An 11,409-nucleotide genomic window follows, 5' to 3' on the forward strand; every position below is an offset into this window, starting at 1 on the left:
AATGTCACAGCTATTTAAAGATGAGACAAAGTAGTCAAATTAGAAACGCGACGTCATCCTACTCCTTATTACTTCGTTTGCAAGTTGCTATATTTACAAAGTACGCAGACGATAGCCGCCGGCCGGGTGGAGCTGGTCAGGGTTGCGCAGCCCGGTCGGCGGCGGATGGCTCCAGCGGCAAGATAAACTTTAGCTTTGACACCCCGATCACTCCGCCGCCTTCAGCTGCGCAAGGGCTTGCTGGCGCTTGGCGATGACCACCGGATCCTTGGTAAAATCCGTCCTCCGGCCAGGCTTGGTGCCGCGCTTTTGGTAGCCATTGCTTTGGCTGCCGTCGCGTATGCCGAACATGTGGTCCGTCTGGCCGGTGCGGCGCGGCCCGCCCTTGCTGCGCTGTTGCTCTCGTCCGGCCTGCATCTCGGCGACCACGGCCAGCATGTCATCAAGGCGCTTGTTCTCGACCACCTCGGAGCGGTGCACCGACCGTAAGGTGTCGAAGGCTCTGTAGGGCAGGGACGTCCCCTCATGGGTGATCTCGAGGCGGCCGTCGGGATAGTCGCAGACAATGAGCTTCTTGCCGGCGAGCGCCGTGGCGAGGTCGGTCGGATCGAGGATGAACATCACCTTGTCATAGCGCAGCGTCAGCGACTGCGACAGCTTGCGGACCTCCTTGCGGCACATGGCGCCATCGAGGTTCTCATGCGCGGCAAACGGCCGATGCATGTCCTTCGGATTGCGCGGCGCCTTGCCAAAGCGGCGATTGAAGTCGGCCATGAACTCCGGCGCATAGGCATTGGCCGCCGCGATCGAGTCGATGCCGCGCAGCCGCAGTTCCTTGACCAGCCGATCCTGCAGCGTCTGGTTGGCGCGCTCGACGCGCCCCTTGGCCTGCGGGGTATTGGCGCAGATGATGTCGATGTTGAGCTCATAAAGGGCCCGGCCGAACTGCGTCAGGCCACTGGTTCTGTCCTTCTTGGAAGCATGGGTGGTGCGGAAGATGCCATGCTTGTCGCTGTAGAAGGCGATCGGCTTGCCCCATTGCTGCAGATAGGCCTTCGTCGCGTGCAGATAGTCGAAGGTGTTCTCCGATCCGGCGAAGCGCAGATGCAAGAGCTTGCCGGTGGCATCGTCGATATAGACGAGCAGGGCGCATTTGGGTCCGCGGTTCTCGAACCACCAATGAAGCGAGCCGTCGATCTGAACGAGTTCGCCGAAACAATCGCGCCGGCCGCGCGGCTGGAAAACCCGCTTCTTGCGCTCGCGTCGCGACACCCAGATGCCGGCTTCCATCATCCACTGACGCAGCGTCTCCTTGCTGACGGCAATCCGGTGGCGTTCGAGCAGCTTCTCGGCGGCCAACGTCGGTCCAAAATCCAGGTAATGCTCACGCACCAGGTCGAGCACCAGGTTGCGGAAGTCCTCGCTGTAACGCCGGTTGCTCGGACGGCCGCGCTTCTTCGAGACGAGACCGTCGGCGCCGGCCTGGTCATAGGCCTGCAACAGCCGGTGGACCTGACTGCGGCTAAGACGAAGCAACGCGGCCGCCTCGACGACGGTCAGGCTGCGCCCGCGAATCCGCTGGATCAGTTCAAGACGATGCAATTCCTTCTGCGACATGGTGATCAAACAAGACATGACGACTCCGAACGCTCATGGTCTCAACCACGCTTCACCTCGCCAGTCTTCCTTCCAAACGTTGACGTTTGACCAGCATCCCAAGAGGCGACGACTGTCGCATCTCTAACTGGCTCATATGTCGCATCTCTAAACTGCCGCTACATCAACTGTGGCGGCGAGGTTGAAATGTCCGCTGTTGCGCAAAGTAGAAATGTCACTTTGGGCGCGTCTTCAGCCAGTTAGAAATGCGACACTCGACATGTCCACCTGCACTGAGGCAAGCCCCCGACCGGACCGGCTGGGCCGGGTTGCAAGGGAAGGGAGGGGGCGGGTGAGACGCACCATCCGGCTTTAGCTTTGACAGTTGGAGCAGCCGATCATTCCGCCGCATCGAGGTCAGAGAGCGCTTGTCGCCGTCGGGCAATGACGGTGGGGTCGTTCATAAAATCCGCCTTCCGACCCGGCTTGCCGCCCCGCGGCGTGTAGCCGATCTTCTCGCTGTTGGTCTTGACCTTCGGCGTTAGTCGCTGATCCTGACGCTCCTTGATATAGGCCAGCACATCGGAAAGCCGCTTGTTCTCGGTGATCGCCGCATGCGTCACCCGCTGGTCCTTGTCGAACGTCCTGTAGGGCAGGGAATGCCCCTTCCAGCGCACGTCCAGCCGGCCATCGGCGAAGGCATAGGTCTCGACATAACGGCCCACCAACCCACGCGTCACCTCGTTCTCTTCCAGCATGATCCGCTGGCGCTCGAACGAAAACGTCAACTGGGCACCGACATAACGCTGCTCACGTTTGCACAGGACGTCGCGCAGCCGATCCGGGGCAAGGTTCAGCGGCCGATGCAGATCATCGGCCCGGGCAGGGGTAATGGCAAACTGCCGGTTATAGCGCTCCATGAACCTTGGCAGGAAAGCGTTGCCGTCGTCCATGCCGCAGATACCCTCCAGGCGCAGATCCTTGATCAACCGATCCTGGAGCGTCCGGTTCATCCGCTCGACTCGGCCCTTGGCTTGGCTCGAGTTTGCGCAAAGAATCTCGATGTTTAGCTCACAAAGCGCACGCCCGAACTGGGTCATGCCCTGGCCGCCCTTGGCGTCCTTCTTCGCCACCCGGAACACCGAATGCTTGTCGGAATAAAAGGCGACCGGCGCACCATGCGCCTTCAGATAGAGCTCCAGCGCCTCGAAATAGCTGAAGGCGCTTTCCGAGCGTACGAACCGCAACTGCATCAGCTTGCCGGTCGCATCGTCGATGAACACCAGCAATGAACATGGGTCACCGCGATCCTCGAACCAGCGATGCTCGGATCCATCGATCTGCACCAGCTCGCCATAGGCCTCGCGCCGCAATCGCGGCTGATGAAAAGTCCGCCGCTGCTCGCGCGACAGCCACAGGCCGGCCTCCGACATCCATTGGCGCAACGTCTCGCGCGAGACACGCAATCCATCGCGCTCGGCGAGCTTCTCGGCCGCCAGCGTCGGCCCGAAATCCGTATAGCGCTCGCGAACGAGTGCCACTGCATAATCCCGAACACCGTCGCTGATCCGGTTGTTCGATGGCCGGCCGATCGCCTTGTGCCGGATCGACGCCGCACCGCTCGTCTCAATCCGATCCATCAGACGACGTACCTGGCGGGTACTCAGATCAAGCACATGTGCCGCCGACACAAGCGTCATGCGCCCGGCGATCACCTTCGACAAAACTTCTATCCGCTGCAGATCGCGCTCGCTCATCGCAATCAATCCCATCCGCAATCTCCCAGGTCATCGAAAACCCGGGGAGAGTGACATTCTTACTTTGCAGGATCAGGACACTTTAACTTTGCGGCTACACCAAACGATCGCATAATCTATGTTATGGAACTGTACGGTCGTTTAGGTACACTGGACCGATCACCCACGCGATCGACCCAAGAGTCGCCAATCCGCATGCTGATTGTTTGGTTACTCGCACGTACCAACTGCGTACTCAGCATACAGGCGAAATGGTACATGCTCGTCCAGCAGGAATATGCCCCAAAGTCCAATTTCGACCGTAACGCTTTTTCGGTTAGATTGAGCCGCAGCAATCACCAACTGGTTGAATCGGAATGGATATTGATTTTACCCGCTCCGGGGTTTGGTTTGCGTCGAAACGCGTCCTGGCGTCTACGACTGTTCGGGAAGCAACCCCGGCTGGCACTCCACGGGGCAATCGGTCACCGTCAACCTGCTCCCGGGCGGGAGCTTTTTTGGCGATTCCGAGTTCCAGAGCCCGGGGACGAGCGTGTCCAACAATGATGGTACGGTGTCGAACTGAAGAAGGCCTCGGCTTGGGTATTTAGGTCACCTTAAAGTGGTCATGGCGCCGAGCGCTTCAGTTATTGGTTGTGGTATCCCTTAAGCCGCGACGTCGCCGATCAACGCGCCAGCGGGAATGTTCCATTCCTTGCTGAGCTTTCGGATCTGATCCAGATTAATTTCCCGCTTGCCGTTCAAAAGATCGGCCGCCCGCGCTTTGGAGCCAATAACCGCAACGAGATCGGCGCGCGTGTAATTGTTCGCAGCCATCACCGACTTGACCACCTCAACCGGGCTCGCCGTCGGGATTGGATAGTGCTTACCTTCGTACTGTTCGATTAGAAGCACGAGCGCGTCAAAGTGTGCAGCTTCCTCAGAGCCTTCATCGGGTTCGTTCTCGAAATACGGCCGAACTTCCTTCAGCGCGGCGTTGTACTCGGCCTCACTCTGAAGCGTTCGAAAAGCTTTCAAATCCAACATGTCGACTTCCTTTCACGTCAGAGGTCTTTGACGTCAATCGCATCGTACTGGGCGTGCGTCCCGACAAACAGAACGAAAATCCGCTTTGACCGAAACGCGACCAGCCCCACGATGCGGTACTTGTTGCCACCGACGTCGAAAATAACCTTGTTGCCCGCCACGATATCAGCCGAGTTAAATGTCTTCTTCAGCTCACTAAAGTTGCTCCAACTCGCCTTCGATGCGGTGGTGTACCATTCCGTCATCGCGGCTTCCGCGGTCTCTCTGGGAGCTCCTTTCGGCAAGCTGTTCCAAAAATTCACCAGCGCGGATTTAGCGATAACGTTCACTCGAACTCCTATTTAGCGCGTTCCCAATTTGGAAACAAGCGTGAAGTTCCCAATTTGGAAACTTTGTTGGCGGGCACTCTCAACTACCACCAAAGCAACATCGACGGAATGCAGTCTAGGAGAGCTTTTGGCGCGAAACTGGCCGGAATGAGCCGCCCTGGCATGTCAACCTCGGCTGTCCTTTCGTAACCAAGTCTCGTCCGCCTCGACGACCTTCGACTGCATTAAGAAATCCAGGCTATGTCAATCGACGTTTCAAAGTAGCTTAGCTCGTTTCCCTACATTCAATTTGCCGCGCGGGGACCCTCCGTCATGGAACTTCTCTAGGGCTAGGCGCCGGACGACAACCGCAACGAGGAAACCGTATCGTTTCCGCGCGGGCCAAATCGAGATCCGGCCTCCCGACCGCGATGACCTCGCTATTCGGCCGCCCACGCGCCCGTTCTACGAGGCTTTCTGCCAGCTGCGCCTTGCAGCCTGTCACGACAATTTTCACGCAACACTCCGATGGCGTCCGCCGAGACGTGCGCCGTCGTAGCGCTCGCGCCGGATCGGCTCCCACCACCAGCCGTTGGCGAGATACCAATCGACCGTGTCGCTCAAACCCGCCTCGAAGTCCCGCGTCGGCCTCCAGCCAAGCTCATGCTCGATCTTGGAAGGGTCGATCGCATAGCGCCGATCGTGACCGGGCCGGTCGGCGACAAGCGTGATGAGATCGCGATAGCTCTTTCCGCCCTTGCGCGGCAGGCGGATGTCGAGCAGGTCGCAGATGCTCTCCATCACCGACAAATTGTTGCGCGTGGCCCGGGCGCCGATGTTGTAGCTCTCCCCTGGCCTCCCCTTCCTCATCACGAGATCCAGCGCGCGTGCATGGTCGTCGACGTGGAGCCAGTCGCGAACGTTCGCTCCCGATCCGTAGAGCGGCAGCGGCTTTTCCTCGATCGCATTGATGATCGTCAGGGGGATAAGCTTCTCGGGAAAATGAAACGGTCCGTAATTGTTGGAGGAGTTCGAGAGCACCACGGGCAGCCCATAAGTCTGATACCAGGCACGAACGAAATGATCCGCCGCCGCCTTGGAGGCGGCGTAGGGGGACGAAGGCGCGTAGCGCGTCTCTTCGACGAAAACGCCGCCGGAGAATGGGAGGTCCCCGAACACCTCGTCGGTGGAGACATGGTGAAAGCGAAACCGCTCGCGCGCTGTTGGGCCAAGCTCCGACCAGTAGGCCAATGCCGCTGAAAGCAGGCGGACCGTGCCGAGGACGTTTGTTTCCGCAAATGCGCCGGGCCCGTCGATCGATCGGTCGACATGGCTCTCGGCCGCGAGATGCATGACAGCATCGACGCGCTCGAGGCGCATGATGTCGAGCAGCGATTGCTCGTTGCGGATATCCGCCCGGTAGAAGACATGGCTCGGGTGATTGTCCACCGCGCGCAGCGACTGGAGATTGCCAGCATAGGTCAGCTTGTCGACATTGACGACCCGCTCGGCGCCATTGGCAACAAGATGCCGGCAGACCGCAGAGCCGATGAAGCCGGCGCCACCTGTGATGAGAACACGCATGCTTGCCCCCTCACCGGCCAAAATCGAAGAGCTTGGCATCGGCCAGCAACGATGCGTCCCGATCCTTCGCGGACAATCGCAAAAGATCGGCGTCCACGGGCCACTTTATCCCGATTTGCGGATCGTCGAAGCGGATCGCGCGCTCATGTTCTGCGGAATAGTGCTCGCTCACCTTGTAGAGGACCTCCGTCTCCGGTTCGAGGGTGACAAAACCATGGGCGAACCCCACGGGCACCAGAATCTGGTTCCATCTTTCGGCCGAGAGTTCGAGACCAATCCACTGCGCGAATGTCGGCGAGCCCTTGCGGATATCGACGACCACGTCGAACGCCCTCCCCCGCACGACCCGAACGAGCTTGGCCTGAGCGCGTGGCGGAAGCTGGTAGTGCAGGCCGCGCAACGTGCCCACAATTGCGGAATAGGAGTGGTTGTCCTGCACGAAAGCGAGCCGGATGCCATGCGCCAGCAAAGCCTCGGCATTGTAGGTCTCCGAAAAGAAGCCCCGCTCGTCGCCGAACCTGCGTGGTATGATTTCCAGAACACCGTCGAGGCCCAGGGCTCTTATCTCAGGCATCGGCAAGCTCCCTGATGCGTCGCTGAAGGTAGATCGTGTATTCGTTCTTGCCGAGTAAGGCAGCGCGCTTGAGCACCTCATCGGCAGAGACATAGCCGAGCTCGAAGGCGATCTCTTCCGGGCACATGATCTTCACGCCCTGGCGATGCTCGATCGTACGCACGAAGGAGGCGGCATCGTGCAGGCTGTCATGGGTACCGGTATCGAGCCAGGCGTAGCCCCGGCCGAGACGGCAGACATGAAGGTCCCCCCGGTCGAGATAGGCGCGATTGACGTCGGTGATTTCCAGTTCGCCGCGGGCGGACGGTCTGATCGAGGCCGCAACGTCGAGCACGCTGTTCTCGTAGAAGTAGAGGCCCGTCACGGCCCAGCTCGATCCCGGGCGTTCCGGCTTCTCCTCGATAGTCTCAGCGCGGCCGCTGCGGCCGTTGAAGCTCACGACCCCGTAACGCTCCGGGTCGTCCACGCGATAGGCGAAGATCGTGGCGCCGCTTTTTCGGGCCGCGGCCTCCCGGCAGAGCTCAGGAAGGCCTGCGCCGTAGAAGATATTGTCTCCGAGGATCAGCGCGACCGGACTTTCCCCGACGAATTGCCGGCCGATGATGAAAGCTTCCGCAAGGCCGTTCGGCTCGGACTGCTCCGCATAGGAGATCGAGAGGCCGAGTTGACTTCCGTCGCCAAGCAACTCCTCGAACAGCGGCCTGTCCCTCGGCATGGTGATCACCAGAAAATCGCGAATTCCCGCCAGCATGAGCGTGCCGAGCGGGTAATAGATCATCGGCTTGTCGTGGACCGGCAGCAACTGCTTCGAAACCGAGATCGTCACCGGGTAGAGCCTGGTCCCCCTGCCGCCTGCAAGAATGATCCCCTTCATGCGGTGTCTCCTGTCGCCGTTGAACTCCGCCCGCGGCTGGTGAACGTTCCCGTCATCTCGCCCGCCCTTCGATTTCGGCAGGCCGGATCGCGGCGGCACCGGCGGGGCTCAACTTACCGCAGCGCCAGAGTCTGTAGGTGGGTTCCGTGTCCCAATCGTAGTAATAGGCTGCCGACAATCGACCCGTCGCCATCAGTTCGCCGAGCGTTGCGCGCATGGCACGCACCGCTCCCTCTCGCGCGCGATCGTCGACGGGGCACGAACGCGCGGTATTGGCAATGCCCCATTCCGTCACCCAACAGGGCTTGCCCTGATCGGCTCCCTGGCAGAAATCGAGGAGGCTGTTCACACGGGTCGCCAGCGCTCCCGCCGCTTTCCGGCCCGGATAGATGTGGATGCCATAGGCATCGATGAAGCTCTCGGCGCCCCGATTGCGAAGCGCCGCGACGAACACGCGCGGATCGAGCCGTTCCAGGCCGCGCTTGTCGGCCTCCTTGGCGCTCGCGTCGGAAAGCCCGGCGGAAACGACGGTTGCCTTGCGGCTGTGCACCGTGGCACGCACTTCCTCGCGGCTGATCTCCAGAACGCGGACGTAATTGTCCAGCCCCCGTTCGAACGCCAGCCGGTCCTTAAGATCGGCGATCGTGCGTGGCGTCGGAGCGCCCGGCTTCCGGTAGACAGCAAGGTCCCCGTTGTAGCCGGCATGGTTGATCTCGTTGCCGGGCTCGATAGCCTCCAGGCGAATGCCCAGCGCATCGATGCGCCGGAGCGCATCGCGCAAACCCTTGCGATACCGATCGATATCGAGATCGGAGAGACGATAGACGTCCCATAGACGCCCGAAGCCTGTCCGCGGGCGGGCACTCTCCGGGTAGTAGCTCTTGTTCGCAAGCTGGATTTCGAGAAGGATCCTGAGACCAAGCCGACTGGCAATGGCCAGCGCCTCGATACTCTTGTCCACCGGTCGCGACAGGGAAAGGCGCACGTCGGTCGCTCCACTCGCGGCGATATCCTTGAGTACCCTCTCCTGCTCGCTGTGAGACAGCCATCCAAGATTTACGCGGTTTATCCCGATCCGAGCAGCCGGGACGTCGTCGGCACAGGCAGGCTGGACGAGCGCAAGCCATCCGCTGAAGACGACTGCCGCCGGCCCTTTCCACAGCATAGAGCGGGATGCACTCAGGTGCGTTCGCGCAACCGATCTACCTGTTTGTTTTTGCCGCACTTGTGCGACGACAGGTGATTCCACCTGACTGCATAATGCTCTAGAGGCCGACATGCGCGAGAGCAGTGCGGAAGTTGGCCTCACAAGCCGAGTACCGGTCGATGACTGCCTGCGAGTCGATCTTGGAAAGGAAATTCCCAAGATAGGCCCTCCTGTCCGTCTCGCGGTTCCAGATCGCGGCCTCCATATAGGGAAAGCCGATGAACTCCAGCATCTCGCGCATGCGATCGTCGACCGCGATCATGAGCGAAGGCACTCCGGCCTGCATGCCGATGATGCAACCATGGAACCGGCGGCCGAAGCAGAGATCGCGCGAACTGACCCAGCTTCGCCACTGATTGGTGTCGAAGAAGACCAGCAGCTCATGCTTCCTCTGCCACTTCTCGGAATGCTTGTATTCGGTCTGTCCCGTAATACGTCCGCTTGCCCGGTCGTAGACATGCACGTCGTCCTCCCCGGGCAGGGAGAGATTGTAGGCGACCACCTCGTCCTGGACGACGTAGCTTGCAACGCTGTCGGGCTTCAGGAGCGCATGGGCATCGACGATGGTATCGGCCACGCTGCCGAGATAGCCGCCGAAGGCGATCTTTTGGGCCGTCGCCAGCTCCGGATTGGCGAGAGCGGTGAGCGAGCGCTTCATCTCGTTCGGAGCAAAGAAAAGCGACGGGCAGCCCGTGGGCCTCACGGATTTCATGCCTTGCTCGCGGAGGAACTCGGCGGTGAAATAACCACGGGTCAGGAAGAAGCTCTCTTTGTTTCGGAGCACATCTAGGAATTTGAGGGTGCCGGCCGGCAGATTTTCCTTGAGCCCTTCCCTGCGCTGTATGCCGATGCCCATCACCACCACGGGCATCTTCAGCTTGTCGAATACTTCCGCTTCGAGATCCGCAGAGTAGCCGGGCCGCAAGAGATTGGCCGAGGCGAAGACGCAGATGTCGAACTCCTCGTTGAAGCGCGCGTAGACCTCGTCAGAGTTGCGGCTGTTGGCGAGATGCCAGAACGGCACATAGGTGACGTCGTGTCCACGCAAAGCGCTGGCCGCTCCTTCGCCGATCAGATAGTTGCCGGTATTGGCGATTTTCCGCACCTGGTCGATGAGATCCTTCTTTGTCCTGACCTCATCGAAATAGGGCCTGTGGCGGACCTCCGACCCGGATACGCCCGCGACGGTACGCTGCAGATATGACGGGATTCCTGTAAGCAAGACACGCATCGAAACACCTGATTTTCTGAAGTCCGGGACCGCGCCCGCGAAGGTTTATTGCCCGATCCCGATTTCGCGCAGCGCCGTGCGGAAGGTGCGCTCGCGATCGGAATATCTGTCGATGAGTTCGGATGCGTTGAGCCCGGCCAGGTGATCGGCGACGAACTCGGCCCGATCTTCCGCGTTATCCACATCGATGGCATCGACCGCGGGCAGGCCCGTATAGCCGAGCATCTCGCGCATCCGGTCGTCCACCGCCACCATCAGGCTTGGCACACCCGCCTGCATGGCGATGATCGAGCCGTGGAAGCGCCGCCCGAAATTGAAGTCCATGGACGACGCCCATGCGCGCCACTGGTTCGTGTCGAAGAAGGTGCGGATGTCGAAGGATGTCTTCAGCCGATCCGTGCCCGGATAGCTGAGCTCGCCGAGCATCGAACCGGAGGCGGAGTCATAGACGCGCCCGTCGCCATTTTCCTCCACGTTCATGTCGAAGTGCAGGAACTCGTCCTGGATCACGTATTGGGGGCGCGAGTCTTCGGGCGCCAGAGCATGGGCATCGACAATCGTATCGTGATTGGCGCCGAGATAGCCGGAGAAGATCGTCCGCGCCTTGCCGATCTTCACATGCGGCAGCTTCTTCAGCGACGCGCGCATGTTGTGCGGCATGAAATAGACGGAGGGGCAGCCCGTCGGCTGGACGTAGGTAAAGCCCTGGTCCTTGAGGAAGCCTGCCGTCTCGAATCCGCGCGTGAGGAAATAGTGCTCCCGCTCTTTCAGAACGTTCAGGAGCCGCTTCGTGCCCTCGGGCAGGCTGTTCTCGAGATCCCGGCGATTCTGTAGACCGATGCCGAGCATGACGATCGGCATCTTGAGCTTGCTCAGGACCTCGGCTTCCGCGTCGGCGGAGAGGCCCTTGCGCAGAAGGTTAGCGCAGGTGAACACGCATATGTCGAAATTAGCGTTGAACTCCTCCAGACCAACACCGTTCTTGCTGCAATTGTAGAGATGCCAGAACGGCACCTGCTTCGCATGCGGCGCGATCGCGCGGAGCGCCCCTTCGCCGATCAGGTAGTTTCCGGTGTTGCTGATGTTGCGAAGCTCCTGAAGAAACTCCTCCTTCGTCTCCGGCTGTTTCTGCCGCTCCGAATAGGACACCGACAGGCCGTGAGCGCCGTTGGCAAGGCGCGTGTAGTGGCCAGGAATTCCCGTCACGAGGATTCTTGGACGCATGCAATAGACCCTTCTTCTTGAAACCGGC

The 11,409-nt window shown here is 60.3% G+C and carries 10 protein-coding genes; all 10 read right to left on the bottom strand.

All coding sequences use genetic code 11. The annotated features are described in order from the left end of the window. Nucleotides 1-207 precede the first annotated feature (207 nt). The 10 genes from GHK62_RS11720 to GHK62_RS11765 all read right to left on the bottom strand — a co-directional run bounded on the left by GHK62_RS11720 (nt 208) and on the right by GHK62_RS11765 (nt 11,381). Nucleotides 208-1,635 (bottom strand): ISNCY family transposase, encoded by a 1,428-nt coding sequence (locus GHK62_RS11720; RefSeq protein ID WP_153437736.1) that lies wholly within the window; start codon nt 1,633-1,635, stop codon nt 208-210. A gap of 359 nt (nt 1,636-1,994) precedes the next feature. Then, nucleotides 1,995-3,368, bottom strand: coding sequence for an ISNCY family transposase (locus GHK62_RS11725; protein WP_153439248.1), 1,374 nt, complete (start codon nt 3,366-3,368; stop codon nt 1,995-1,997). A 630-nt stretch (nt 3,369-3,998) separates the two neighbouring features. After that, nucleotides 3,999-4,379, bottom strand: a complete 381-nt coding sequence (locus GHK62_RS11730) for a helix-turn-helix domain-containing protein (RefSeq protein ID WP_153439250.1) — start codon at nt 4,377-4,379, stop codon at nt 3,999-4,001. 17 nt (nt 4,380-4,396) lie between these two features. Then, nucleotides 4,397-4,708 (bottom strand): type II toxin-antitoxin system HigB family toxin, encoded by a 312-nt coding sequence (locus GHK62_RS11735; RefSeq protein WP_184108769.1) that lies wholly within the window; start codon nt 4,706-4,708, stop codon nt 4,397-4,399. Between the two features lie 492 nt (nt 4,709-5,200). Beyond that, the gene (rfbB, locus tag GHK62_RS11740; RefSeq protein WP_153439252.1) at nt 5,201-6,271 is read right to left on the bottom strand and encodes a dTDP-glucose 4,6-dehydratase; all 1,071 of its coding nucleotides are present in this window, start codon (nt 6,269-6,271) and stop codon (nt 5,201-5,203) included. 10 nt (nt 6,272-6,281) lie between these two features. After that, entirely contained in the window at nt 6,282-6,845 is a 564-nt protein-coding gene (gene rfbC, locus GHK62_RS11745) for a dTDP-4-dehydrorhamnose 3,5-epimerase (protein WP_153439254.1), read from the bottom strand. Beyond that, nucleotides 6,838-7,719 carry a glucose-1-phosphate thymidylyltransferase RfbA gene (rfbA, locus tag GHK62_RS11750; RefSeq protein WP_153439256.1) on the bottom strand — a complete coding sequence of 294 codons (882 nt, stop codon included), beginning with the start codon at nt 7,717-7,719 and terminating at the stop codon, nt 6,838-6,840. Before rfbA ends, rfbC begins: the two co-directional genes overlap by 8 nt. A 52-nt stretch (nt 7,720-7,771) precedes the next feature. Continuing rightward, on the bottom strand, nt 7,772-8,884 hold the full coding sequence (locus GHK62_RS11755) for a glycoside hydrolase (protein WP_153439258.1): 1,113 nt from the start codon (nt 8,882-8,884) through the stop codon (nt 7,772-7,774). Between the two features lie 100 nt (nt 8,885-8,984). Beyond that, on the bottom strand, nt 8,985-10,157 hold the full coding sequence (locus tag GHK62_RS11760; RefSeq protein ID WP_153439260.1) for a polysaccharide pyruvyl transferase family protein: 1,173 nt from the start codon (nt 10,155-10,157) through the stop codon (nt 8,985-8,987). Nucleotides 10,158-10,202: 45 nt separating this feature from the next. Beyond that, a complete protein-coding gene (locus GHK62_RS11765; RefSeq protein ID WP_153439262.1) occupies nt 10,203-11,381 on the bottom strand; it encodes a polysaccharide pyruvyl transferase family protein in 1,179 nt (392 codons plus the stop codon). Nucleotides 11,382-11,409 lie beyond the last annotated feature (28 nt).

Source organism: Sinorhizobium terangae (assembly GCF_009601505.1).
Classification (GTDB): domain Bacteria; phylum Pseudomonadota; class Alphaproteobacteria; order Rhizobiales; family Rhizobiaceae; genus Sinorhizobium; species Sinorhizobium terangae.

Coding starts and splice junctions, on each gene's coding strand:
- GHK62_RS11730 (WP_153439250.1), bottom strand. CDS start 4,379: ATGTTGGATTTGAAAGCTTTTCGAACGCTTCAGAGTGAGGCCGAGTAC.
- rfbB (WP_153439252.1), bottom strand. CDS start 6,271: ATGCGTGTTCTCATCACAGGTGGCGCCGGCTTCATCGGCTCTGCGGTC.
- GHK62_RS11765 (WP_153439262.1), bottom strand. CDS start 11,381: ATGCGTCCAAGAATCCTCGTGACGGGAATTCCTGGCCACTACACGCGC.
- GHK62_RS11725 (WP_153439248.1), bottom strand. CDS start 3,368: ATGGGATTGATTGCGATGAGCGAGCGCGATCTGCAGCGGATAGAAGTT.
- GHK62_RS11720 (WP_153437736.1), bottom strand. CDS start 1,635: ATGTCTTGTTTGATCACCATGTCGCAGAAGGAATTGCATCGTCTTGAA.
- GHK62_RS11755 (WP_153439258.1), bottom strand. CDS start 8,884: ATGCTGTGGAAAGGGCCGGCGGCAGTCGTCTTCAGCGGATGGCTTGCG.
- GHK62_RS11760 (WP_153439260.1), bottom strand. CDS start 10,157: ATGCGTGTCTTGCTTACAGGAATCCCGTCATATCTGCAGCGTACCGTC.
- rfbC (WP_153439254.1), bottom strand. CDS start 6,845: ATGCCTGAGATAAGAGCCCTGGGCCTCGACGGTGTTCTGGAAATCATA.
- rfbA (WP_153439256.1), bottom strand. CDS start 7,719: ATGAAGGGGATCATTCTTGCAGGCGGCAGGGGGACCAGGCTCTACCCG.